This is a genomic window from Paenibacillus kobensis NBRC 15729 (genome assembly GCF_004000825.1).
GTDB lineage: Bacteria > Bacillota > Bacilli > Paenibacillales > Paenibacillaceae > Paenibacillus_T > Paenibacillus_T kobensis.
Window position 1 is genome coordinate 22,858 of the sequence record NZ_BILZ01000047.1, and the last position, 25,379, is coordinate 48,236.

The 25,379-nt window shown below is 52.9% G+C and carries 24 protein-coding genes and 1 other annotated feature; of the genes, 22 read left to right on the plus strand and 2 right to left on the minus strand.

The features are described 5' to 3' along the window. Window positions 1-465 precede the first annotated feature (465 nt). From PKO01S_RS21620 to PKO01S_RS21685, 14 genes are all read left to right on the plus strand, one after another. Window positions 466-867, plus strand: a complete 402-nt coding sequence (locus PKO01S_RS21620; protein ID WP_127533519.1) for a GntR family transcriptional regulator — start codon at window positions 466-468, stop codon at window positions 865-867. Next, complete coding sequence (locus PKO01S_RS21625; RefSeq protein WP_127533520.1) at window positions 864-1,553, plus strand: ATP-binding cassette domain-containing protein; 690 nt, start codon at window positions 864-866, stop codon at window positions 1,551-1,553. The genes PKO01S_RS21620 and PKO01S_RS21625 overlap by 4 nt, the downstream gene beginning before the upstream one ends. Further along, window positions 1,550-2,380: a hypothetical protein gene (locus PKO01S_RS21630; RefSeq protein ID WP_127533521.1), complete on the plus strand. Its 831-nt coding sequence runs from the start codon at window positions 1,550-1,552 to the stop codon at window positions 2,378-2,380. The genes PKO01S_RS21625 and PKO01S_RS21630 overlap by 4 nt, the downstream gene beginning before the upstream one ends. After that, the gene (locus tag PKO01S_RS21635) at window positions 2,377-3,564 is read left to right on the plus strand and encodes a hypothetical protein (RefSeq protein WP_127533522.1); all 1,188 of its coding nucleotides are present in this window, start codon (window positions 2,377-2,379) and stop codon (window positions 3,562-3,564) included. The genes PKO01S_RS21630 and PKO01S_RS21635 overlap by 4 nt, the downstream gene beginning before the upstream one ends. Window positions 3,565-3,789: 225 nt before the next feature. Continuing rightward, on the plus strand, window positions 3,790-4,572 hold the full coding sequence (sigG, locus tag PKO01S_RS21640) for an RNA polymerase sporulation sigma factor SigG (protein ID WP_127533523.1): 783 nt from the start codon (window positions 3,790-3,792) through the stop codon (window positions 4,570-4,572). Between the two features lie 178 nt (window positions 4,573-4,750). Next, window positions 4,751-5,032: a YlmC/YmxH family sporulation protein gene (locus PKO01S_RS21645; protein WP_127533524.1), complete on the plus strand. Its 282-nt coding sequence runs from the start codon at window positions 4,751-4,753 to the stop codon at window positions 5,030-5,032. A gap of 128 nt (window positions 5,033-5,160) precedes the next feature. Next, entirely contained in the window at window positions 5,161-6,021 is an 861-nt protein-coding gene (gene pgeF / locus PKO01S_RS21650) for a peptidoglycan editing factor PgeF (protein WP_127533525.1), read from the plus strand. Further along, on the plus strand, window positions 6,018-6,734 hold the full coding sequence (locus PKO01S_RS21655; RefSeq protein WP_127533526.1) for a YggS family pyridoxal phosphate-dependent enzyme: 717 nt from the start codon (window positions 6,018-6,020) through the stop codon (window positions 6,732-6,734). The genes pgeF and PKO01S_RS21655 overlap by 4 nt, the downstream gene beginning before the upstream one ends. 3 nt (window positions 6,735-6,737) lie before the next feature. Beyond that, window positions 6,738-7,202 carry a cell division protein SepF gene (locus PKO01S_RS21660; protein ID WP_127533527.1) on the plus strand — a complete coding sequence of 155 codons (465 nt, stop codon included), beginning with the start codon at window positions 6,738-6,740 and terminating at the stop codon, window positions 7,200-7,202. A 7-nt stretch (window positions 7,203-7,209) separates the two neighbouring features. Beyond that, complete coding sequence (locus PKO01S_RS21665; RefSeq protein ID WP_127533528.1) at window positions 7,210-7,476, plus strand: YggT family protein; 267 nt, start codon at window positions 7,210-7,212, stop codon at window positions 7,474-7,476. A gap of 18 nt (window positions 7,477-7,494) precedes the next feature. Further along, window positions 7,495-8,283, plus strand: a complete 789-nt coding sequence (locus tag PKO01S_RS21670; protein ID WP_127533529.1) for a YlmH family RNA-binding protein — start codon at window positions 7,495-7,497, stop codon at window positions 8,281-8,283. 84 nt (window positions 8,284-8,367) lie between these two features. Continuing rightward, a complete protein-coding gene (locus PKO01S_RS21675) occupies window positions 8,368-8,859 on the plus strand; it encodes a DivIVA domain-containing protein (protein WP_127533530.1) in 492 nt (163 codons plus the stop codon). 86 nt (window positions 8,860-8,945) lie between these two features. Next, window positions 8,946-9,266, plus strand: a binding site (T-box leader). A gap of 51 nt (window positions 9,267-9,317) precedes the next feature. Continuing rightward, window positions 9,318-12,419, plus strand: coding sequence for an isoleucine--tRNA ligase (gene ileS / locus PKO01S_RS21680; RefSeq protein ID WP_127533531.1), 3,102 nt, complete (start codon window positions 9,318-9,320; stop codon window positions 12,417-12,419). A gap of 105 nt (window positions 12,420-12,524) precedes the next feature. Further along, entirely contained in the window at window positions 12,525-12,872 is a 348-nt protein-coding gene (locus tag PKO01S_RS21685; protein WP_407669690.1) for a DUF5665 domain-containing protein, read from the plus strand. Here the strand turns inward: PKO01S_RS21685 and PKO01S_RS21690 are convergent. After that, window positions 12,869-13,597 (minus strand): TraR/DksA C4-type zinc finger protein, encoded by a 729-nt coding sequence (locus PKO01S_RS21690; protein WP_127533532.1) that lies wholly within the window; start codon window positions 13,595-13,597, stop codon window positions 12,869-12,871. The two genes, PKO01S_RS21685 and PKO01S_RS21690, sit on opposite strands and share 4 nt — an antisense overlap. Before the next feature lie 214 nt (window positions 13,598-13,811). Between PKO01S_RS21690 and lspA the strand changes: the two genes are divergently transcribed. The 3 genes from lspA (at window position 13,812) to PKO01S_RS21705 (ending at window position 16,713) form a co-directional block, all read left to right on the plus strand. Continuing rightward, a complete protein-coding gene (gene lspA / locus PKO01S_RS21695; protein WP_127533542.1) occupies window positions 13,812-14,345 on the plus strand; it encodes a signal peptidase II in 534 nt (177 codons plus the stop codon). 26 nt (window positions 14,346-14,371) lie between these two features. Next, on the plus strand, window positions 14,372-15,346 hold the full coding sequence (locus PKO01S_RS21700) for an RluA family pseudouridine synthase (protein WP_127533543.1): 975 nt from the start codon (window positions 14,372-14,374) through the stop codon (window positions 15,344-15,346). Window positions 15,347-15,477: 131 nt separating this feature from the next. Further along, window positions 15,478-16,713 (plus strand): LL-diaminopimelate aminotransferase, encoded by a 1,236-nt coding sequence (locus PKO01S_RS21705; RefSeq protein WP_127533533.1) that lies wholly within the window; start codon window positions 15,478-15,480, stop codon window positions 16,711-16,713. 60 nt (window positions 16,714-16,773) lie between these two features. Here PKO01S_RS21705 and PKO01S_RS21710 read toward each other — a convergent pair whose 3' ends face one another. Continuing rightward, window positions 16,774-17,268 (minus strand): 8-oxo-dGTP diphosphatase, encoded by a 495-nt coding sequence (locus PKO01S_RS21710; protein WP_127533534.1) that lies wholly within the window; start codon window positions 17,266-17,268, stop codon window positions 16,774-16,776. A gap of 587 nt (window positions 17,269-17,855) precedes the next feature. On the opposite strand from PKO01S_RS21710, the gene pyrR reads away from it, so the two are divergent. From pyrR to carB, 5 genes are all read left to right on the plus strand, one after another. Continuing rightward, on the plus strand, window positions 17,856-18,398 hold the full coding sequence (pyrR, locus tag PKO01S_RS21715; RefSeq protein ID WP_127533535.1) for a bifunctional pyr operon transcriptional regulator/uracil phosphoribosyltransferase PyrR: 543 nt from the start codon (window positions 17,856-17,858) through the stop codon (window positions 18,396-18,398). Window positions 18,399-18,459: 61 nt separating this feature from the next. Beyond that, complete coding sequence (locus PKO01S_RS21720; protein WP_127533536.1) at window positions 18,460-19,359, plus strand: aspartate carbamoyltransferase catalytic subunit; 900 nt, start codon at window positions 18,460-18,462, stop codon at window positions 19,357-19,359. A 53-nt stretch (window positions 19,360-19,412) separates the two neighbouring features. Then, on the plus strand, window positions 19,413-20,702 hold the full coding sequence (locus PKO01S_RS21725) for a dihydroorotase (protein WP_127533537.1): 1,290 nt from the start codon (window positions 19,413-19,415) through the stop codon (window positions 20,700-20,702). A gap of 251 nt (window positions 20,703-20,953) precedes the next feature. Further along, a complete protein-coding gene (locus PKO01S_RS21730) occupies window positions 20,954-22,099 on the plus strand; it encodes a carbamoyl phosphate synthase small subunit (RefSeq protein ID WP_127533538.1) in 1,146 nt (381 codons plus the stop codon). Then, window positions 22,086-25,298 carry a carbamoyl-phosphate synthase large subunit gene (carB, locus tag PKO01S_RS21735; protein WP_127533539.1) on the plus strand — a complete coding sequence of 1,071 codons (3,213 nt, stop codon included), beginning with the start codon at window positions 22,086-22,088 and terminating at the stop codon, window positions 25,296-25,298. Before PKO01S_RS21730 ends, carB begins: the two co-directional genes overlap by 14 nt. Window positions 25,299-25,379 lie beyond the last annotated feature (81 nt).

Here is a 25,379-nt window from a genome sequence, read left to right on the forward strand (position 1 = left end):
TAGCGCTTGTACGATTTGTTAATGTTTATGGGTGCGAGCGATCGATTGGATTCAGCAAGAAGAAGAAATAATAGCCAGAGGGATTAGGGGTTGGGTCCCATCTCTGCAAAAGTGGGGAGCGCGCAAGTGGAGCGTGTCCTGCAAGGACGAAAGCGAGGATGCTCTATTGGATGCTAGGGGCGTCTATTATGGTGCGGACGTGTGAGAGCAGCAAGATGCGTAACCAGTTAGCGTGCCCCGAAAGGGGAGGAAAGCGAGCATATGGTCCAAGGGTATGCAGATACGGCTAAGGGGAGTCCAGAGGGCGCAAGCCCTTTGGGGCCCTCCTTTGCAGGGAGGGTTTGGGTGGGTAGATGTTATTAGGGTTGACGGAAAGGTGTATTACGAGCATAATACAGGTAAAGTGTATGAACCACATAATACATACACCAAATATTGGTTAACATCACAAAAGGGAGAACGCCAATGGAGCTGTTGTTTAACAACCGCGATCCCGTATACTTGCAGGTCGTCAAACATTTTAAAGAGCGGATCGCAACTGGGAAGCTGACGGCAGGTCAGACGATCCCGTCGCGCCGGGAGCTTGCAAGCCAGCTGAACATTAACCCGAACACGGCGCAGAAGGCTTATAAGGAAATGGAGGAGCAGGGCTTGATCGTGACAGAAGGCAACTCGCCGAGCCGGATTACCGGAGACACCGCAATTCTTAGCCGCATACGCGACGAATTGCTGACGGAAGCAATCGATATGTTCTTAGCATCGGTCCGCAATATTGAGGTTCCTCCAGAACAACTGCTCTCCTTGGTGCAGCGCAGACTGGAGTCGAATCGGAGCGAGCCTAGCAGCGAAAGAGGTGGCACGGAATGATTGAACTGAACAATGTGAAGAAAAGGTTCGGCTTCCGCACTGTGCTAAGCGGCGTCAGCTTTCAAGCGCCGAAGGATGCCATCACCTGCCTGACCGGACTGAACGGCACGGGTAAGACGACCATACTTAAATCGATTATGGGGTTAACGCCGATTCACGGCGGGACCATTACGATAGATGGAAGTCCGCTTCATCATACATCGTACGAGCGGATCGTCTTCGTACCGGATCAGTTGCCGATGCCAGGGAGAATGACGGTGGAGGGCTGTCTCGAATTTATGAGTGACCACTACCGGAATTGGAATCCGGAACGGGCGGCTGAATTGACCCAAATGTTCAAGCTTGGACTTCAAGACCGGGTCGGCTCCATGTCCAAAGGTACGGCTGCGAAGCTGAATTTGCTGCTAGCTCTAGCGATGAACGCTGATTACATGCTTATGGACGAGCCGTTCTCCGGCATTGACATGTTCAGCCGCGAACAGATTGCATCCGTCTTCTCCAGTGAACTGGTGGAAGGACGCGGCGTCATCCTGACGACGCACGAAGTGAAGGAAATCGAGCATTTGCTCGATTATGTCGTCATGCTGGATAACGGGCGTATAACGAAACAGTTCGCATGCGAGGATATCCGTCTGGCCGAAGGAAAGTCGGTCGTCGATGTCATGCGGGAGGTGTACGAGACATGATGACATTCTGGAAGCTTCTGAATTTGGAAGTGAAACGTCTCGTCATCCCGTTCGTCATTATGGCGATTATGGTGGCGGCCGTTCAAATGTACGGGGCGCATGCAATGGCAAGGCACACCGAGAACGAAGCGAAGGAAATCATGGCAAGAGAAAAGTTGGCGACTGTGCAGCAGCTTGAGGAATTGCACGGTCTTGCAAGTTATGCAGACGTCATTCGGATAAATCAATCACCGTGGATCATTCTGCCGATCGGTCTGTGCATCGCATTCTTGTTGTTTTATCTATTTTTTGTCTGGTACAGGGATTTTATTGGCAAACATTCCTTCATGAGCAGGCTGCTAATGGTGCCGGCTTCGAGGCACCACATATACTTCGCGAAACTCTTCGCACCTCTGCTCGTCATATTCGCATTGCTTGCTGTCCAACTGCTGGTGCTGCCGGTCGAGAACCGTTATTACAATTCTCTCTTGCCGGATGAGATGCGCGTGGAATATCCATTGAACTATTTAATTTCGGCTATTCCGTTCCTTCGGAAACTAATTCCTTTATCGGCCGAACAGTTTGCATTCAATTATGGTATGGGGATCGCAGCTGTTATTGTCCTTTACACGGGAGTCTTGTTGGAAAGAAGCTTTAGACTGCTTGGATTGTTTGGGGCCATTGTATATGCAGTCGCAGCAGTGTACATCGCTACCATTCCGTTGGGGCTGGGCGATCATTGGTTCTTTTATGAGAAAGCCCGTTTGCTTGCTGGAATTATTTCAGTGATCGGAGCACTGTCATTGTGGCTCAGTCTCTATTTGTTGAAAAGGAAGATTACCGTATGAGTCGAGCGATAGCAAAATATTGGATTACATCGGTCATGGTCGGGCTTGTCATCGTATTCGCTTTCCTCTATGTTCGGCCGGGGTGGGAGACCAAAGGCGATCCTAAGCTTCGGCTTGCAACGCTGGAAGGTGATCCGAAGGCTGTTGCGAATCTGTCGGTGTGGGGGACTTATCGTTATTCCAGGGATTTTAACAGCCGGATCGGATTGGACGTAGATGGAATCATTCACGAGAAGGAGCCGACTTTGTATGAACAAACGTTCGAACCGTGGCTGTCGGCCAAGACTGTAAAGAATATGTTCGACGGCAATTTGGATTTTCTTAGAGGGAAGAAAAACTACGGAACCTTCTATTCGGATGATGAGATGCTCGCATATGCGAACACCGAGCATGTTAACGACGATTGGGTACTTCAGATTTCAGTCCTCGATAAAGATACGAAACAGCAGTCAGACTTCGAAGTCCAATATCCGGACAGCAATACGAGAAATTATTGGTTTACGGATGCCCTGCAACGGGCCGCTAACGGCGATATTATCGTACTCTCTACTCACAGCGTGAATGTCGATGCAGAGGAAACTCGACATGATAAGGAACTTGTAAGATTGCAGATCGATACAGGGAAGAAAGCAATCTCAAGCGTAACGACGGTCATAGCTGGAAGAGAGGAGGACAAGAAACAGCTTGGACTACTAAGAAATACAAAAGTTTATAACCCAATGCCGTACATGTTGATTTCGGCACCGATGAACGGCAAGTGGGGTTATTATAGTTATCAGACAGCAACAGGCAAGCTTTCGCCGATCAGCATCGTCAAGGCTGGAACAGAAATTCCTACTATGTTCGATGTTGCGGACGATCGACTTGATTACGCGTATACAGACGGCAGTCGTATTCATCTCCAGTCGTTCGATTTGGCGACCGGCCAGCCAGAGTCAGAGGAAATCTTGATCGACACATCCCAGTGGAACGCAGTATCTGCCCGCGCAGTAGCTGCCAATCCGAAAGCATTTAGTATTATTTATGAGAACAAGAAGGCCGATGATCCGATTGCCGGCGTTGCAATCGTAGACAGGAAGACCGGGAAAGTCATTTATCGAGCCGAAGTACAGGCAGACGGAACGGAACAAGAACGGCAGGAAGCATTGCGTAAGTTCGATTTGGTAAGCGGATTAGCATTGTAAGACAAGAGAGATATAGAAAAAGGTTAGAACACAAGAGCCGGCGTGCCATCATGGCGAAGCCGGCTCTTTCGCTATGCAAAATTGTAAGACGCTATACGTATGGAACGTACTCGGGCGAAAATATTTTACTCCACAAGAACGTGTCGAACGATGTCGCAGACAGGAATATTTCGGGGGGCCGGGGAGATAATGAACATTAATGTTTCTCCTTGGGAGGTAATCACGTTGACCCGAAACAAAGTCGAGATCTGTGGTGTGGATACCAGTAAACTGCCTGTACTGACGAACGCGGAAATGCGCGAGCTGTTTACGGCGCTGCAAACGCGTGGCGAACGGGCAGCAAGAGAGAAATTGGTGAACGGCAACCTTAGGCTTGTGCTCAGCGTTATTCAGCGGTTTAACAACCGCGGCGAATATGTGGACGATTTGTTCCAAGTCGGCTGCATCGGCCTCATGAAGGCGATCGATAATTTCGATTTGAGCCAAAATGTAAAATTCAGCACCTATGCCGTTCCGATGATTATCGGTGAAATCCGCCGCTATTTGCGCGACAACAACCCGATCCGCGTTTCCCGGAGTCTGCGGGATATCGCATACAAGGCGCTCCAAGTACGCGACAGCCTGACCAATCAGAATTCGAGAGAGCCGACGATCTTCGAAATATCGGAAGTACTCGGCGTGCCGAAGGAGGATGTCGTCTTCGCGCTGGACGCGATTCAAGACCCCGTCTCGCTGTTCGAGCCGATCTATCACGACGGCGGCGATCCGATCTATGTGATGGATCAAATTAGCGACGATAAGAACAAGGACATCTCCTGGATCGAGGAGATTGCGCTTCGCGAAGCGATGCATAAGCTGAACGAGCGGGAGAAAATGATTCTTTCGATGCGTTTCTTCGAAGGCAAGACACAGATGGAAGTGGCCGATGAGATCGGCATTTCGCAGGCGCAGGTGTCGAGGCTGGAGAAGTCGGCTATACAACAAATGCAGAAGCATGTAAAAACTTAATAGCGACAAACGAGCAGCCGGTACGGACGGCGTAACGGCTGCTGCTCTCCCAACGAACGGCGTACAGTGCGCCGTTTTTTTGCGTCGGGCAGGACATTTTGCGGGCGGCGCTCATATAGTAGTAACAGAAGCCCATCGGCACTTGTCTTCCATCCGGTGAAGAAAGCGGTGATTCAGCATGAAAATATCGGATTTCCAGACGAAGGACGTCATTAATATCGTCGACGGCAAGAAGCTCGGCCAAGTAAGCGATCTGGAGCTCGACCTGAGGCACGGGCGCATCGATTCGATTGTCGTGCCGACGTTTACCCGTTTTTTCGGCATGTTCGGCGGCGGGACCGATGTCATTATTCCGTGGCGCAACATCGTGAAGATCGGCGCCGACGTGGTTCTTGTTCGGCTAGATGAAGCGAAGGTAGCGGCTTACCGCGAGGAAGAGGACGTGCAAGTCCGAACGTAAGCAAGGTCCGGGATGCTGGCGCGTCGTGGGCCTCTTTTTTGTAGCTGCGGCAACGAGCCCCTCTCCTTGCTTTTCCAACCATCGGCCCTATGGTACACTTATGTGAACAGAATGATGAGGTGGAAACGATGGAGCCATTCGTATGGGAACAAGCGCAGAGGAGCGGGGCGTCGCTTCTAACGCTTAACAGTTGGACGCAGCAGCATGCCGGCATAACGGCCGGGTTTACAACGCGTCTTGGCGGCGTGAGCGGTAAGCCATGGGAATCGCTTAATATGGGGCTGCATGTCGGCGACAAGAATGAGGATGTCGTGGCGAACCGAATGCTTCTAACAGAAGCGTTGGGGTGGCCGTTCGAAGCGTTCACCTGTGCGGAACAAGTGCATGGCCACCGCGTGCAAGTTGTTTCAGCGGAGGACGCCGGTAAGGGACGCGATTCGCGGCAAACGGCATTTCAGGATACGGATGCCCTCATTACGAACGTGCCAGGCGTACTGCTCGCATCCTTTTACGCCGACTGTGTGCCTCTTTATTTTTATGACTCGGAGAATAATGCCGTCGGTCTAGCTCATGCGGGTTGGAAAGGAACGGCCCTCGAAATCGCGGTCCGGACGGTCGAAGCGATGCGAGAGGAATATGGCACGGACCCGGCCAAGCTGCGCGGAGCGGTTGGTCCTGCGATCGGCGTCTGCTGCTACGAAGTGGATGGCCCTGTCATCGGCAGAATGGAAGAGCTGTGCCTCAGTCTCGGCGATGACCGCGGTGCGGACGCTACCGATAGAATGGTCCAGCATAAGGGCAATGGCAAGGCGATGCTTGACTTGAAAGAAATCAACCGACACATTATGATAAAAGCAGGAATTTTGCCGATCCATATCGAATTATCCACTTGGTGCACCAGTTGCAAGAGCGATATATTGTTCTCTCATCGTGCAGAGCACGGAGCAACAGGGCGGATGGCAAGCTGGATTGGCATAGAGAAGAGGTGAGCCTCTTGTCGACGTTAGCTGAACGGATACAAGAAGTCGAGACATTAATTACAGCAGCTTGCGAGCGGAGCGGCCGCAGCAAGGATGAGATTCATGTTGTTGCCGTAACGAAATATGTATCGGTCGATACGGTACGCGATGTTGTGAATCATCATATCGTCCACCTGGGCGAGAACCGCTGGCAGAATGCGAAGCCGAAGTGGGAAGCGCTGCAGCAATTGCCTGAAGAGGAGCAACCGGTCTGGCATTACATCGGATCGCTTCAGACGAACAAAGTGAAGGACGTCATCGGCAAGTTTACATACATTCACTCACTGGACAGGCTGTCGCTGGCGGAAGCAATTGCAGAACGCGCGGACAAGCTGGGCATCACGGTTCCATGCTTTGTGCAGGTGAACGTGTCGGGCGAAGAAAGCAAGCAAGGGCTGATGCCGGAAGCGTTGCCTGATTTTCTGCACATGCTTCGCCAGTATCCTTCCATCAAACCGATCGGACTCATGACGATGGCACCGTTCGAAGCGGAGGCCGAGGAGACGAGGCCGGTATTCCGCAGTTTGAGGCATCTTAGAGACCGGATTAATGAGTCGGGCCTATTGGCTGAGCCATTAACGGAACTCTCAATGGGCATGTCGAACGATTTCACGGTTGCGATTGAAGAAGGTGCAACATGGGTACGATTGGGTACGATACTAGTAGGGAAAGAGGAGGCATGAGGAATGAGTGTAATTAACCGGTTTATGAACTATTTTGGTCTGCAGGACGAAGAAGAAGTTGTTGAGCGCGAGAAGGTTGCGCCGCAAATGGAAGAGCCGGAGCACGAATTTGAAACTTCGCCTTTCGAAGCGCGTAAACATTCTAAAAGCAGCAACTCCAACATTGTAAGCATCCATTCGCAGAAGAACGTGCGTGTCGTACTGAATGAACCGCGCTCCTTCGAAGAAGCGCAAGAAATCGCTGATCATTTGCGGGCCCGCCGCGGAGTTGTCGTGAACTTGCAGCGGGTGCCTAATGACGTTGCCAAGCGGATTTTCGACTTCCTGCTCGGTACGCTCTATGCCGTCAGCGGGACAATGAACCGGATTGGTCCGGGCATTTTCTTCTGCGCTCCAGAGAATGTGGAAATTCAAGGCACCATCTCCGAACTGCTGGTGGACGAACAGGATTACAAACGAATGAGGTGACCTTGATTTGAACGATGTACAAAATTTTGTGTTTCTGCTTGAAAGAATCTATACCTTTATGATCATTGGTTATGTGCTGCTATCGTGGCTGCCTAATGCAAGAGAAAGTTTCATCGGTCAAACGCTGGGCAAGCTGGTCGAGCCGTACTTGTCTATCTTCCGCAGGTTTATTCCGCCAATCGGCGGCATGCTTGATCTGTCTCCGATCATTGCCGTATTCGCGCTTAACTTCGTAGCATACGGTATTATCTTCGTGCTCAATCTGTTCGTGTAGAGGCGAAGGGCGGTCAGCATGAATTCGAATAAGAAAGTATACGATCATTTCCACCCGGACGAGCGTGCGTTCGTCGACCGGGTGGAGGAATGGATCGAACGGGCAGCGGAGCGCCATGAGTGGAAGCGAACCGACTTTATGGATCCGAGGCAGCTCGAAATTGTACGCTCCCTGGCGAATCGAAGCGGGAATGTAGCTCTCCGGTTCGAGGGCGGCTCACCGGATTCGGAACGTCAGCGCGTGCTTATTGCTCCGGACTACGCATATCTGGAAGATGAGCCGATGGGGGTTCAAGCCATAGCGGTAACCGCTGATTCCCAAGGGCATTTGGATCTTGATCATGGCGATTATTTGGGAGCATTGCTTGGACTCGGCGTCAAACGGGACCTCATTGGCGACGTTCATGTGCTGGAGGATGGCTGCCACTGCTTAGTGACGGAAGAGATCGCGGATTACGTCAATATTCATCTCAGGCAAGTCCACCGAGTCCATGTCCTAACGGAGCTGATTCCGTTGTCTTCGCTTCGCGTCATTAAGCCGAAGCTGGAGGAGATGAGCATATCGGTGGCTTCTCTGCGTTTGGACGGCATCAGCAGCGATGCGTTCCGGATTAGCCGGACGAAGATTGTGGACCCGATTCGAGCGGGCCGCTGCCGTGTCAATTGGAAGGTGGAGGAGAATCCTTCAGCCGTTCTCAAAGCGGGCGACATCGTTTCGATGAAAGGGCTTGGCAGGTTCAAAGTGATGGACGTGGAAGGCGTGACAAAAAAAGGCAGATTTCGTGTGTCCATCGGGAAATATATTTGATCTGATGCAGGATTTTGGACGGAGCTGTCGAAACATTCTTTTACAATCAACTACAGAACCGTCATATCCATAGGAGGTGCGCCAATGCCGCTTACGCCATTGGACATACATAATAAGGAATTCGGGAGAAGACTGCGCGGTTACGACGAGGATGAAGTTAACGAATTTCTCGATCAAGTCATTAAAGATTATGAGTCGCTGATCCGCGAGAATAAAGAAATGCAGAATCAGTTGCTCTCGCTGCAAGAGAAGCTGAATCATTTCGCGAACATCGAGGAGACGCTTAGCAAGACGATTATCGTCGCGCAGGAAGCGGCTGACGAAGTGAAGAACAACGCGAAGAAAGAAGCTCAGCTGATCGTGAAGGAAGCAGAGAAGAACGCTGACCGGATCATTAACGAATCGTTGTCCAAGTCACGCAAGGTCGCGCTGGAAGTCGAAGAGCTCAAGAAGCAGGCATCGATCTACCGCGCCCGTTTCCGCACGCTGGTCGAAGCGCAGCTGGAGCTGCTCAGCCAGGATGGCTGGGAGGCGCTGGAATCCTCGAATGCTGCGGCGACGCAGGAGAAATATTAATCGCCAGCCGTTCGCGCGGAATGGGCGGTTGTCATTTGACAATTGCGAAGCATTCGGCTATAACTAGTAATATTATGAATGATCTTTTACTTTCGTTGACGAGAACAAGTACGTTGCGTTAACCGTTCTCCAGAGAGCCGGCAGGAGCTGAAAGCCGGCGTTCGGTGCGCATCGGAATATCCTCTCCGAGAAGCGGCGCAGAACATGTGCAGGTCGGCAACCCGGCTGTCATCAGTAAGCGTCGACGGCTTTCCACCGTTACCCGGAACGCGGACATCCTGCGAAGGAGCAGTCCGTGAATGAGGCGGCATTCGCTGCTTCGGCTTTAAGCCGGATGTTTCCATGATGGGAACTGTACTTCAGCGATTGGAACAAGGGTGGTAACGCGAGCATGACTCGTCCCTTATGGGACGGGTCTTTTTGTTATTTCTTGCGATGATGAAAGGGGATTGAATGGCATGCAGCGCGTAGACGTCAAAGAACGCGCGCGGAGCCGCGAGCTTCGCGTATTGGAACAATGGAAGAAGAACGACACATTCAAGGAATCGATCAAGAGCCGGGAGGGCAAGCCGAACTTCGTATTCTACGAGGGTCCGCCTACCGCTAACGGTGCGCCTCATATCGGACACGTGCTTGGCCGTGTAATCAAAGATTTTATTTGCCGCTACAAGACGATGTCCGGCTATCGCGTCGTGCGCAAAGCGGGCTGGGACACGCACGGCTTGCCGGTTGAACTTGGCGTGGAGAAGCAGCTTGGCATCTCGGGTAAACAAGAGATCGAGAAATACGGCGTTGAAGCGTTCATTAAGAAATGTAAGGCCAGCGTATTCGAATATGAGAAGCAATGGCGCGAACTGACAGAAGCGATCGCTTACTGGACGGATATGGATAACCCTTACATCACGCTTGATAACAGATATATCGAGAGCGTATGGCACATTCTGTCGACGATTCATAGCAAAGGCCTGCTGTACCGCGGCCACCGCGTCAGCCCGTACTGCCCTTGCTGCCAGACGACGCTCAGCTCGCATGAAGTAGCGCAAGGCTACGAGGATGTTAAAGATTTGAGTGCAACAGCTAAATTCAAGCTTGCAGACTCGAACGAGTACGTGCTGGCTTGGACGACGACGCCATGGACGCTTCCTGCAAACGTAGCGCTGGCCGTTAATCCGTCGCTGACGTATGCGAAAGTAAAGCGCGGCGAAGAGACTTACATTGTTGCGCAGGCGCTCATTGAATCTGTGTTTAAGGAAAAGGATGGCGAGTACGAAATCGTCGGCACCGTGCAAGGCGCTGATCTCGTTGGCTTGAGCTACGAGCCGCCGTTCCGCTATGTACCGGTCGAGAAGGGCCATGTAGTGATTGGTGCCGAGTTCGTCAGCGACACGAGCGGTACCGGTATCGTTCATATCGCGCCGGCTCACGGCGATGATGACTACAAAGCAGCACGCGCGGCTGGCCTCAGCATGCTGAGCGTCGTGAATAATGCAGGACGTTACGTGGATGAAGTGACGGATCTTGCTGGTCGCTTCGTGAAAGATTGCGACGTTGATATCGTCAAAATGCTTAGCGAGCGCGGTCTTCTGTTCAGCAAGGAAAGATACGAGCACAGCTATCCGTTCTGCTGGCGCTGCAAATCGCCGCTGCTCTATTATGCAACAGAGAGCTGGTTCATCGAGACGACAGCGATCAAGGATCAGTTGATCGCGAACAACAGCGAAGTGAACTGGTACCCGGGCCATATCCGCGAAGGCCGCTTCGGTAAATTCCTTGAGGATCTGGTCGACTGGAACATCAGCCGCAACCGTTACTGGGGAACGCCGCTTAACGTATGGGTGTGCGAAGCGACAGGCAAAGAATATGCGCCAAGCAGCATCGCTGATCTGCGCGAACGTGCTGTCGGCTTCGTACCGGAAGACATTGAACTTCACAAGCCATACGTTGACGATATCAAGCTGAAATCGCCGTTCGCCGAAGGCGCCGTGATGACACGCACGCCGGAAGTAATCGACGTCTGGTTCGACAGCGGCTCGATGCCGTTCGCACAGCAGCACTATCCGTTCGGCGATGCGCAGCAGTTCGCAGACCAATATCCAGCGGACATCATTTGCGAAGGCATCGACCAAACACGCGGCTGGTTCTTCAGCTTGCTGGCTGTATCGACGTTGTTCAATGGCAAAGCGCCATATAAAGCGGTTATCTCAACCGGTCATATTCTGGATGAGAACGGCCAGAAGATGTCGAAGTCGAAAGGCAATGTTATCGACCCTTGGGAAATCATCAACGAGTACGGCACCGATGCATTCCGTTGGGCTTTGCTTGCAGACAGTGCGCCGTGGAACAGCAAACGGTTCTCCCGCGGCATCGTAGGTGAAGCGAAGTCGAAGGTGATCGATACTATCGTAAATACGCATGCGTTCTTCGCACTGTACGCGACGATCGATGGCTACAACCCGGCTGATCATCCGTACCGTCCATCGGCAGCCAAGCTGGACCGTTGGATCGTATCCCGCTTGAATACGCTAATTCGCCAAGTTATCAAAGGGCTGGAAGACAACGACTTCCTCAATCCGGCCAAAGAAATCGAGACGTTCGTCGACGAGCTCAGCAACTGGTATATCCGCCGTTCGCGCGACCGGTTCTGGGGCAGCGGCTTGACGGACGACAAGCTAGATGCCTACGGCACGCTGCGCCATGTGCTGCTGACGCTGTCACGGGTTATCGCGCCATATGCGCCGCTTATTGCGGAAGACGTGTATGGCAATCTCGGAGGAGAAGGCAGCGTTCACCTTGCCGACTATCCGGCGGCTGATGAGTCGGCAATCGACGAGCAGCTCGAACGCGATATGGAGACTGCGCGCCAAATCGTTGAACTTGCTCGCAATGTCCGCAACGAGACGAGTATTAAAACCCGCCAACCATTGTCGGAGCTGATCGTTTCGCTTAACCGCGATTTCGATGTTGCTGCATATGAAGAGATCATCAAAGACGAGATCAATGTGAAATCGATCGTTATTGAGAACAGCGACAGCGGCTTCGTCAACTTCGCGCTGAAGCTGAACTTGAAAGTAGCGGGCAAGAAGTTCGGTAAAAACGTCGGTCCGATCCAAGGCTACTTGAAATCCCTGCCGGCAGATGAGACTCGCGCAGCTGTGCAAGGCGGCGGCTTGACATTCGTATCGCCAGAAGGCGAAGCGATCGCGATTGCGACGGATGAGCTGCTTGTCGAGAAGCAAGCCAAAGAAGGCTTCGCATCGGCTTCCGGCTACTCGTTGACGGTCGCATTGAATACGGATATTACGCCAGAGCTGGAACAAGAGGGTTGGGTTCGCGAAGTCATTCGCGCCGTGCAAGACACGCGCAAAAAACTCGACCTGCCGATCGAGAAGCGCATCGATCTGGTGCTTGACACGGATGCGGAGCTGCAAGCGGCACTGCAAACGTTCGAGAGTGTCCTGCGCGACAACGTCCTGTTGAACAGTGTAGCATTCGCCTCGTCTGCGGAGATGGAGCGTGTCGAGCTGGGCGAGAAGACAATCGGAATTCAAATTCGCGGTTAAGGACAAACTGAATAGAAGCAAACAAAAAAACGAGCGATTCTCAGGTGGACGGCTTAGCCGGACGCCGAGGCTCGTTTTTTTGCTGATCGAAAGGGTGAATGAGCTGTGAAAGCAACGGATGCGATGGATGCGGACGAGAAAAAGAATCTGACTGCGCTGACCATATCTTTGGGGGCAGTCGACCGGCAGTTGCAGAAAGTAGCGGCAGACATGGAACGGTCGCACATTCGGGATTATATTGAGCTGCTGCAGCGCCCGTTCTTGATGATGTGGCGCAGCTTCTTGTCCGGAACGGCGCGCGGCATCGGCATTGCGCTTGGGTTTTCCGTATTTGCCGCGACCATTCTGTATGTGCTTCGAATGTTAGGTGCGCTTAACCTGCCAATCATCGGCGACTATATTGCGGATTTGGTTCGAGTCGTGCAAGCGCAGCTTGAAGGCAAAGTGTATTAATATTCTCGTTCTTCATCGGTCGCCAAGCCGTCATCGCCTTCGCCATGCGACATATATTCGTGATATTGACGGTTGCGGACGACGGAGACGACCCGTCCGGTAATATCTGTCGCGATAAAGCTTTCGAGCGGCTCGACGAAACCTTCGTTCTCATCGGCTTCAGAATACATCTCGCTGTAAGAGTCGACTTCCCGATTGTCTGACATCGCTGGTGAATTGGAGTTGCCGTAGTGCTCGACGATTTGCCAGGCGTCCTCGCCGTCGAAGCCGTTGTATCCGTCCTCGCCGTCCCTGTTGCTTCGGCCGAAGGCAGGCTGCAGGAAGTCTTCTTCGGCTGGCCGGTTATTGGATAATTCTTGTCTTGGCGCATGCTCGACGCAGTACAGCGAATCCGGCAGCGCGTCTAAGCGTTCGAATGGAATGTCCTTGCCGCATGTCCGGCATTTGCCGTAAGTACCATTGTCGATCGCTTCTAGCGCTTGGTCGATTCGTTCGATCTTGAAATCCTGAAGCTCATGTATAGCCATGTCTTTGCTTCGTTCAAACATATCGGTAGCGACATCACCGGGATGGTTATCGATCGGTGATAGCTCTCCGGTCTGATCTTTTAACGAGTTGGCCAGTCCCCCGTGCTCGCTGTCATGCCAAGAGCGTTCAATGGATTGCTTCATATGTGCCAGTCTGCTGCGAAATCCGCTCAACTGCTGCTGTGTCAAGGACGACATGAGTATGCACCTTCCTCTCTTCGTATCGATGCGGTATAGCTATTAGGTTGAACCGATGAGCGCTGTTTTAACAGCTTGGCGTTGCTTAGATTCCATCCTGTATTGAAAACATTCGCCAATGCTGCCTCAAGCTGTGATTGTGGTAGGGCGTGCTGGCTTTATGTTACAATAGACAGGACTTTCACTAGGGAGGAATCGGGAATTGGTGCGCTTATTGATGTATTTTGTACTTAGCGGCTTAGTATTTGCAATCGACTGGGTTTCGAAAAGAATGATCGAGAACAAGCTTGATTTGCACGAGGAAATAAGTGTAATCGGCGATTTCTTCATAATCACGTCCTTTCGAAATACGGGAGCGGCATTCAGCTTGCTCGAAAACCAGCGCGTGTTCTTTCTGATTGTGACCATAGTCGTAACGGCAGGTATCGTATGGTATATGGCGCGCACCGTCCGCAATAACGGAAAAGCACTGCTTCTCTCCGGACTTGCGCTCGTGCTTGGCGGCGCTCTAGGCAACTTCATCGACCGTGCTCGTGCGGGTGAAGTCGTTGACTTCCTGCAATTCACATTCGGCAGTTATACATTTGCGATCTTTAACCTTGCTGATACGGCAATTTGTATCGGTGTCGGAATGATATTGCTCGATTCGCTGCTTGGCGCCAGAGCCGAGAAAGCAGCGGCCGCACAGACGGCGGCAGCATCGGGCGCAAATCTTCAACCAGATTATGACCGGAAGGATCGAACGTAATAATGAATAAGAATGAAGAGCAGTACATGAACACCGAAGTGGAATATGTATACGAAGATGATGCGGAATTGGACGAGGAAGCGGAAGGCGCCTTGGAATGGCTCATCGATGGAGAATCGGCTGGCGAACGGCTGGATAAATTTATGGCAGAGGCGTTCAACGATGCAGCTGTCTCCCGGACTCAAATCCAAGATTGGATAAAGGGCGGAGCGGTGCTGGTTAACGGCGCTGAGACGAAACCGAAGCATAAGCTGCTTGCAGGAGACATGGTGACCGTCGAAGTGCCGGAGGCGGAGCCGACGGAGCTGGCGGCAGAACCGATTCCGCTGGACGTCGTCTACGAAGATTCCGACGTCATTGTCATTAACAAGCAGCGCGGACTAGTGGTGCATCCAGCGCCGGGCCACTCATCCGGAACGGTTGTGAATGCGCTGTTATATCACTGCAACGATTTGTCGGGTATAAATGGCTCGATCCGTCCGGGCATCGTACACCGGATCGACAAAGATACTTCGGGTCTATTGATGGCAGCGAAGAACGACGCCGCTCACGCTTCGCTTTCCGAACAATTGAAGGAGCACAGCGTAACGCGCAAATATATTGCGCTTGTGCACGGCAATGTGCCGCATGACAGGGGAACGATTGATGCGCCGATCGGACGGGACGAACGCGACCGCAAGATGTTCACCGTAACAGAGAAGAACAGCAGACATGCTGTGACGCATTTTTCCGTTATCGAACGACTCGATGATTATTCACTGCTTGAGCTGCAGCTCGAGACAGGACGCACGCATCAGATCCGTGTCCATATGAAATATATCGGCCATCCGCTTGCCGGGGACCCGATGTACGGCAGAAGCAAAACCGTAGACTTGAATGGACAAGCACTGCATGCTGCGGTACTTGGCTTCAAGCATCCGAGAACGGGCGAGTACTTGGAGTTTCAAGCGCCTATTCCGGCTGATATGGAACATGTATTGCACAGCCTTCGACAGCGTTAAGGTCAAATAGTACAAATTTTTTGCGTAATCGTATATTTATGTGAATGCATCGAATAAGCTATGCTGAGTACATAAATATAATCGGTTCGGGAGCGTGTTTCCCGCGGCTGTCACGGAAAGGTGATTAAGCAATGACGCAAATTAACCAGAACTATTTGGAGCTGCAAGGCAGCTATTTATTTTCCGAGGTGGCAAGACGCCGCACGAAATTTATGCAAGAAAATCCGAATGCCGAGATTATTAGCCTTGGCATAGGCGATGTAACGCGCGGATTGCCGGAAGCGGTCATTCAAGCGATGCATGCTGCAGTGGACGAGATGGCACAACCGGGATCGTTCCGCGGTTATGGTCCAGAGCAAGGCTACGATTTCCTTATCCAAGCGATTATCGAGAACGACTACAAATCGCGCGGCGTCGATATCAATTCGAATGAAGTGTTCCTGAGTGACGGCTCCAAGTGCGACGTCGGCAACATCCAAGAAATTTTTAGCCAAGATGCGATCGTTGCGGTACAAGATCCGGTCTATCCGGTTTACGTTGATACGAACGTCATGGCGGGTCGTTCCGGCAAGTTCAACAAAGAGACGAACCGTTATGAAAATATTGAGTATCTCTCCTGCACGGCAGAGAACAACTTTACGCCGGAGCTGCCGAAGCGTAAAGTCGATGTCATCTACTTGTGCTACCCGAACAACCCGACGGGTATGACGCTGTCGAAAGAAGAACTGAAGCGTTGGGTCGACTATGCGAAAGAAAACAATTGCATCATCCTGTACGACTCGGCATATGAGGCGTTCATTCAAGAAGCAGACGTACCTCGCAGCATCTATGAGATCGAAGGCGCGAAGGAAGTTGCGATCGAATTCCGCAGTTTCTCGAAGACGGCAGGCTTCACGGGTATTCGCTGCGCATACACAGTTGTTCCGCGCGAGCTGAAGGGCTATGACAAAGACGGCAACGAGCTGCTCGTTAACGACCTGTGGAACCGCCGTCACACGACGAAGTTCAATGGTGTATCCTATGTTACGCAACGGGGCGCAGCTGCAATCTATTCACCGGAAGGCAGAGCGCAAATTCAAGCGACGATCGATTATTACATGACGAACGCAAGCATTATCCGCGACGGTCTTGCTTCGATCGGTCTGGAAGTATTCGGCGGCGTAAACGCACCGTACATCTGGCTGAAAACGCCTAATGGCATGGACTCATGGTCGTTCTTCGACAAGCTGTTGTCGGAAGCGAACATCGTCGGTACGCCAGGCGTTGGTTTCGGACAATCCGGTCAAGGCTATTTCCGTCTGACGGCGTTCGGCAGCCGCGAGAACACGGAGAAAGCGATCGAACGTATTCGCAATCTTAAATTCTAATAGTTAAAGAGGGCTTTTCCCGGAAGTCATAATATGGCTTCGGGAAAGCCCCTTTTTTTATTATCCGAGCTGTATAACACGGTCTTCGATTTCGCTTTTTGTTTCTTCGTCCCAAACGGCGCATATCTCGAAAGTGCCTGGTTCAAAGAACAGAGGCAGTCTGCGTTTAAACCAGGATTGCATCGGGAGGCCGGCTGCTTCATTCCTGTCGACCCAAGCCAGTTCGCCTTCGGGCGGGTCTTGGAGGAGCTCGCCCTCATACTTAGTTGCCAAGTAGTTGAACACCATATAACGGTATTTCGTTGCCGGCACGACATATTCGTCGATTCCTTTAAAAATTAGATCCTCTTCGCGCACGCGAAGTCCCGTCTCTTCCCAAAGCTCGCGAACGGCTGCGGCTGTAATACGTTCATTAGGCTCAACCTTTCCGCCGGGTCCTATGTAACCGGGAAAGCCAAGCTTGTCTGGACGGTTAGCTAGCAGAATGCGGCTTCCGTCCTGAACGATGCACATGGTATATATTCCGCATTGCACGATGTAGGGGTTGTTCGCCATATGAAGCCTCCAGATGAGTGAATGATGATAATTAGACAATTCTGTTTCCATAATATCACATCCGTGGATAGGCACGGGCGTCATTTGCGCTTCTGTGCACGGCGTTAAGGTAAGAAAGCGCGTTGGTTACGGTCCTTCAGGTGTGCGGCTCTGGGTGTATCCGAAAGGCGAAGCAAATTAAACCTAACGGGCCAGCAAAACTCTTGTGCGCGGCAGATTATAATACAACGGCTCCAACCATAATAAGACCATACAAATTGCAAAGAACAAACGGGAAAAAACGAGCCTAAAGTCTTGACAGCTCGTGTCGAATATGTGATAATTTTTTCGATAAAGCTGTACCTTTAATTCAGTCCAGAGAGACTGGCAAGGTAGCGTGATAACTAAAGTCTCGGTCGGCCCGCAGCCGGCAAGACGGGAGATTGCTATGAATGTTCGGATCCGTCCGAAACGTCATAAGCGGTCGCTTGTCTTCGCTGACGGACACCGCCGGGTTATCGTGCTAACTCCTTGCCTCTGGCAAGGAGTTTTTTGTATACGCCAGCCTGCATCGTGAAGGGATAGCGCGAAAGGAGGAAGCAGCTTCTGTGACGGTTGAACAGCATCGGATCTTAATGGACGAAACGGCGATTCGACGGGCATTAACGCGAATTGCGCATGAAATTGTCGAGAAGAACAAAGGAATCGACAACTGTCTGCTGGTCGGCATTCGTACGCGAGGCATCTACCTCGCAGAGCGGATTGCGACGTTGATTGAAGAGATCGAAGGCAAGCCAGTCGAAGTAATCGATCTCGACATCACGGCTTACCGTGATGACCGCCGGGCTAAGAAGGCCGATCGGACAGCAGCGGGGATGATCGATGAACGGCTGCAGGTCGAAGGCCGGAAAATCATTTTGTTCGACGATGTGCTCTATACGGGCAGAACGATTCGCGCAGCGATGGATGCTGTTATGGATTGCGGACGGCCGGAATTGATCCAGCTCGGTGTGCTGGTCGACCGCGGACACCGCGAGCTTCCTATCCGCCCTGATTACGTAGGCAAGAACGTACCGACATCGAAGCAGGAAGAAATTCAAGTACTGCTGTCGGAAGTAGATGGCGACGATAAGGTGACGATTACGCATTAACCATGCAGGTTGAGGTCTTGAGGCAGCTAACAAGCAAGTGATATCTAGGGAGGCGAGCCGGATGACGACAACGGCATTGAAGCAACGCAGTTTATTAGGCTTGAAGGATCTGGATGCAGCGGAGATCGAATCGATTCTCGATCGGGCGGCTTACTGGGAAAGCCGGCCGGAGAAGCTGGACCCGGTACTGCAAGGCAAATTCGTAGCGAATATGTTTTTCGAGAACAGCACGCGTACGAGATTCTCGTTCGAAATGGCGGAGAAACGTCTTGGCGCGGAGGTCATGAATTTCGCGGCAGCGGCATCGAGCGTCGAGAAGGGCGAATCGATCTACGACACAGTGAAGACGCTCGAATCGATGGGGATCGATGCAGGCGTTATCCGGCTGAAGCCGGTCGGCATGCTCGAAGGTATCGCAGCGAACGTGAAGGTGCCGCTCATTAACGCAGGCGACGGCAACAACGAGCATCCGACGCAGGCGCTGCTCGACCTGTACACGATGCGCAAGCATTTTGGCCACCTCAAAGGGTTGAACGTAGCGATTATCGGCGATGTCCGCCACAGCCGCGTAGCCCGCTCGAATCTGTGGGCGCTGCGCAAGTTCGGCGCGAACGTAAGCTTCTGCTCGCCAAGCGAAATGCAAGCTTCGGAGCTCGATGTGCCTTACATCTCGATGGACGAAGCGATTCGTGCAGACGTCGTTATGATGCTGAGAGTGCAGCTGGAGCGGCATACTACTGGCGTGATGAAGTCTGCCGAGCAATATCGGGAAGGCTACGGATTGACGGTCGACCGCGTGAAACAAATTCAATCGCATGCCATCATCATGCATCCAGCGCCGATTAACCGGAACGTCGAGATCGATGATGAAGTGGTGGAACATCCACAATCCCGCATTTTCCCGCAAATGTCCAATGGAGTACCGATCCGGATGGCGGTTATGGAACGGGCGCTAAGCTAACGTCAAGCGTCGCATACAAGCGAATGGGTAGCAAGAAGGGAGACGAAAGACGAATGGCAATTTGGATATTGAATGGTCTGGTTTGGAACGAAGAGACAGGTACGGTAGAAAAGAAGCATGTTCGTACAGAAGACGGCGTCATTGCTGAGATTGTGGATGGAGCGGTTCAGCCGGACACAAGCGGTTCGGAAGTCGTCGACGCCGCAGGCAAGCTCATCAGCGCAGGCTTCATCGATATGCACGTGCATCTGCGCGATCCGGGATTTGAATATAAAGAAGACATAGCAACAGGGACGCGTTCTGCTGCGGCTGGCGGTTTTACGACGATTGCCTGCATGCCGAATACGCGTCCGGTAACGGATACGGCCGAAACCGTGAAATACATTCTCGACAAAGCGGCACGCGAAGGCGTCGTACGCGTCCTGCCTTACGCAGCAATTACGAAGAACGAGCTCGGCCGCGAGCTGACCGACTTCGCAGCGCTTAAGGAAGCGGGCGCAATCGGCTTCACGGACGACGGCGTGGGCGTACAGAACGCACAGATGATGAAGAATGCCATGACGCTGGCTCACTCGCTCGGCATGCCGGTCATCGCGCACTGCGAAGACGATTCGCTGGTTGAAGGCGCGTGGGCGTCGGAAGGCAATTTTGCGAAGAAGCATGGTCTGAAAGGCATTCCGAACGAGTCGGAAGCGATCCATGTCGGACGTGACGCGCTGCTCGCTGAAGCGACGGGCGTACATTATCATGTCTGCCACGTCAGCACGGAGCAATCGGTTCGCCTGATCCGTCTCGCGAAATCGATCGGCGTGAACATTACGGCAGAGGTATGCCCGCACCATCTGGTGTTGTCGGATGAAGATATCCCAGGCGTAGACGATGCGAATTGGAAAATGAACCCGCCGCTGCGTACGCCGCGCGACGTTCAAGCTGTAATCGAAGGTCTGGAGGACGGCACGATCGACATCGTCGTCACCGACCATGCGCCGCACAGCGCGGAAGAGAAGGCCCGCGGCCCGCTGCTTGCGCCATTCGGCATCGTCGGCTTCGAGACGGCATTCCCGCTGCTGTACACGAAATTCGTCCGCACGGGACAATGGACGCTCGGCTTCCTGCTGAAGCGGATGACGTCCGACCCGGCTCGCGTATTCGGTCTCCCTACAGGCCGCTTGGAAGTCGGCGCACCTGCCGACATCACGGTTGTCGACCTGGAGACGGAGCGTGAGGTTCGTCCAGAGACGTTCTCGTCGAAGAGCAACAACACGCCGTTCGGCGGCTGGAAGCTCTACGGCTGGACAACGACGACGATCTACAACGGCAAAGTTGTTTTCAACAAAGCATAGTAACTAACTTACTAAAATTTAATGAATAGAAGATGCTTGAGCGGAGAGTGCGGAATCGTTCTGTAGAAAGCTTATGCTTTCGATGCGGTTTTCCTCCGGAAAACTTCAAGTGGTCGCCTTTGTCCTCGGATTTCGACAATATCATGTATACCTAATCATGAAATCCGAGGACAACAGCGATCGAAAGAATGATCCGCACTTGCAGCGAGGCATGACACTATTCAATTAATACACTTCAAGGAGTGATACGGATGCAAGCGAGATTGTTGTTGGAAGACGGAACGCTGTTCACGGGCCTCGCGTTCGGCGCAGAGGGCCAATCGACTGGCGAAGTCGTATTTAATACAGGAATTACCGGTTATCAAGAGGTGCTGTCCGATCCATCGTACTGCGGTCAAATCGTAACGATGACGTACCCGCTCATCGGCAACTACGGCATTACGCGTGATGACTTCGAAGCTGTGCGCCCTTACATTCACGGCTTTGTTGTACGCCGCCATGAGCCTGTGCCGTCCAACTGGCGCGGCGAATACTCGCTGGACCGCCTGCTGAAGGAATACGGCATCGTCGGCATCAGCGACATCGATACTCGGATGCTTACGCGCAAGCTGCGTAACTTCGGTACGATGAAAGGCATTCTGACGACGGGCAACGACCGCATCGAAGAGCTGCAAGAGCGTCTGAACATTACGGAATTGCTGCGCGACCAAGTGGCACGCACGTCGACGAAGAGCCTGTTCTCGGCTCCGGGCAACAAAGAGCGCATCGTCCTGATGGACTTCGGCGCGAAGAGCGGCATCGTGAAAGAACTGTCCAAGCGCGGCTGCGACGTTATCGTTGTGCCACACGATACGACGGCTGACGAAATCCGCAAGCTGAACCCGGACGGCGTTCAACTGTCCAACGGCCCTGGGGATCCAAAAGATGTGCCATATGCGGTTGAAACGATCAAGCAACTGATCGGCGAGTTCCCAATCTTCGGTATCTGCCTTGGACACCAATTGTTCGCACTGGCGAGCGGCGCAGATACGACGCGTCTGAAGTTCGGACACCGCGGCGGCAACCACCCGGTTAAAGAACTGGCAACGAACCGCTGCTACATCACGTCCCAGAACCACGGCTACACGGTACTGGAAGAGTCGGTCAAAGGCACGGACCTTGAAGTGACGCACATCAACAACAACGACGGTTCGATCGAAGGCTTGAAACATAAGAAACATCCGGTATTCACCGTTCAATACCACCCGGAAGCGGCGCCAGGACCGTTCGACTCGAGCTACCTGTTCGACCAATTCCTCGAAATGATTCGTGAACATAAAAGAAATAACCCTAAGAAGCCGCTTCAAACCCGGCTGCAGGAGACGCTGAAGGGAGAACTGCAGTATGCCCAAAAATAATGAACTGAAAAAAATTCTCGTCATCGGCTCCGGTCCGATCGTCATCGGACAAGCGGCAGAGTTCGACTATGCCGGTACGCAAGCTTGCCAAGCGCTTATGGAAGAGGGCTATGAAGTTGTCCTGATTAACAGCAACCCAGCTACGATCATGACGGATACGAACATGGCTTCCAAAGTATACATCGAGCCAATTACGCTCGAGTTCGTCTCGCAAATTATTCGCAAAGAAAAGCCAGACGGCTTGCTGCCGACGCTCGGAGGCCAGACGGGTCTGAACATGGCAGTAGAATTGGCACGCGCAGGCGTTCTGGAACGTGAGAACGTGAAGCTGCTCGGTACGCAGTTGACGGCGATCGAGAAAGCAGAAGACCGCGACCTGTTCCGTGAACTGATGCGCGAACTGGAACAACCGGTTCCAGAATCCGTTATCGTAACGACGGTTCAAGAAGCATTGGACTTCGCGAACGAAATCGGCTATCCGATTATCGTACGTCCGGCATATACGCTGGGCGGTACAGGCGGCGGCATTTGTGCCAATGAAGAAGAACTGCTCGAGACGGTTGCATCGGGTATCCGTTACAGCCCGATCGGCCAATGTTTGATCGAGAAATCGATTGCAGGCATGAAGGAAGTTGAATACGAAGTTATGCGCGATGCGAACGATAACTGCATCGTCGTATGTAACATGGAGAACTTCGACCCGGTAGGCGTTCACACGGGCGACTCGATCGTCGTAGCGCCGAGCCAGACGCTGTCCGACCGTGAGTACCAAATGCTTCGTTCGGCATCGCTGAAGATCATCCGCGCGCTGAACATCGAAGGCGGCTGTAACGTACAGTTCGCACTCGATCCGCACAGCTACCAGTACTACGTCATCGAAGTTAACCCGCGCGTAAGCCGTTCTTCGGCTCTCGCGTCGAAAGCGACGGGCTACCCAATCGCTAAGATGGCTGCTAAGATCGCAATCGGATACACGCTGGATGAAATCATCAACCCGGTAACGGGTCAAACATACGCTTGCTTCGAGCCAACGCTCGACTACATCGTATCCAAAATCCCGCGCTGGCCGTTCGACAAGTTCACGTCGGCTAACCGCAAACTCGGCACGCAGATGAAAGCAACGGGCGAAGTCATGGCGATCGGCCGCACGTTCGAAGAGTCGATCCACAAAGCGGTTCGCTCGCTCGAAATCGGCGTACACCGTCTGAACCTGAAAGAAGCATCGTCGATTGATGACGAAACGCTCAAGGCTCGCCTGATCAAGCCGGACGACGAGCGCATGTTCCTGATCGCCGAAGCATTCCGCCGCGGCTGGGCACTGCTCGACATCCAAGACCTGACGAAGGTCGACTGGTGGTTCCTTGACAAAATCGAAGGTCTCGTAGCATTCGAGGACCGCATTCGCAAAGAAGCGACGCTGTCCCGCGAAACGCTGTACGAAGCAAAACGCAAAGGCTTCTCCGACCGCTCGATCGCTGAGCTCCGCCGTGAAGGCGCTGCGAAATCGCACACGCATGAGGACGAAATCCGCGCGCTGCGTCTGGAGCAAGGTCTGAAGCCTGTATATAAAATGGTTGATACGTGCGCAGCAGAATTCGAAGCGACGACGCCATACTACTACTCGACGTACGAAACCGAGAACGAAGTGACGGAGTCGGACAAGCAGAAAGTGCTCGTACTCGGTTCCGGTCCAATCCGTATCGGCCAGGGCATCGAGTTCGACTACTCGACTGTACACGCCGTATGGGCGATTCAGAAAGCCGGCTATGAAGCGGTTATCATCAACAACAACCCAGAGACGGTATCGACGGACTTCTCGACGTCCGACCGACTGTACTTCGAGCCGCTGTTCTTCGAAGACGTTATGAACGTTATCGAGCAAGAAAAGCCGATCGGCGTAATCGTTCAATTCGGCGGCCAGACGGCAATCAACCTGGCAGCGCCGCTGGCGAAAGCTGGCGTTCGCATTCTGGGCTCGAGCCTCGAGAGCATTGACGCTGCCGAAGACCGCAAGAAATTCGAAGCGATGCTTCGCAAGCTGAACATTCCACAGCCGGAAGGCAGCACAGTCACGAACGTTGACGAAGCGGTTGTTGTTGCTCAAGGCCTTGGCTATCCAGTGCTTGTTCGTCCGTCGTACGTACTCGGCGGCCGTGCAATGGAAATCGTGTACTCGGATACCGAACTGCTAGGCTACATGAAAGAAGCTGTCAAAATCAATCCGGAGCACCCGGTTCTGATCGACCGCTACATGCTGGGCAAAGAAGCAGAAGTCGACGCGATCTGCGACGGCGAGACCGTTCTAATCCCAGGCATCATGGAGCATGTCGAGCGCGCAGGCGTTCACTCCGGCGACTCGATCGCGGTATACCCTCCGCAATCGCTGTCGGATGACATTAAGAAACAAATCATCGACATCACGATCAACATCTCGAAAGAACTTCAGGTAATCGGTCTGGTTAACATTCAGTTCGTTATCCACGAAGAGAAAGTGTATGTTATCGAGGTTAACCCGCGTTCGTCCCGTACGGTTCCGTTCCTGTCCAAAGTAACGAACCTGCCAATGGCGAACCTGGCAACGCAAGCGATTCTCGGCACGAAGCTGTCCGCGCTCGGCTATACGGACGGTCTGTGGCCGGAAGACGAGTACGTCTCGGTCAAAGTACCGGTGTTCTCGTTCGCGAAGCTGCGCCGCGTTGACCCAACGCTGACGCCGGAGATGAAATCGACGGGCGAAGTAATGGGCCGTGACGTACAGTATGAGAAAGCACTGTATAAAGGTCTGATCGGCGCCGGAATGAAAATTCCGACGACGGGCGCGATCGTCGTAACGGTAGCAGACAAAGACAAGCAGGACGCAGTCGAGCTGATGGAAGGCTTCGCCGCGCTCGGCTACAAGCTGATCGCAACGGGCGGCACGGCAACGGCTCTCGAAGACGCTGGTCTGCGCGTTACTCGCGTGAACAAGCTGAGCGAAGGCACGCCGAACATCCTTGACCTCATTCGCACGGGCCAAGCGAACTTCGTCGTCAACACGCTGACGAAAGGCAAAACGCCGGAGCGCGACGGCTTCCGCATTCGCCGCGAAGCAGTCGAGAACGGCGCAGTATGCTTGACGTCGCTCGATACAGTGCGGGCGCTGCTCCGCATGCTCGAGACGCTCAACTTCTCGTCCCGTTCGATGCCGGTGTTCAAATAAGATAACGAAAGCGGCCAACGTTCGGCCGTCTGCCCATACGCTGCACAAGGCGATGGACAGGCGGGCGGCGGATGGCCGCCT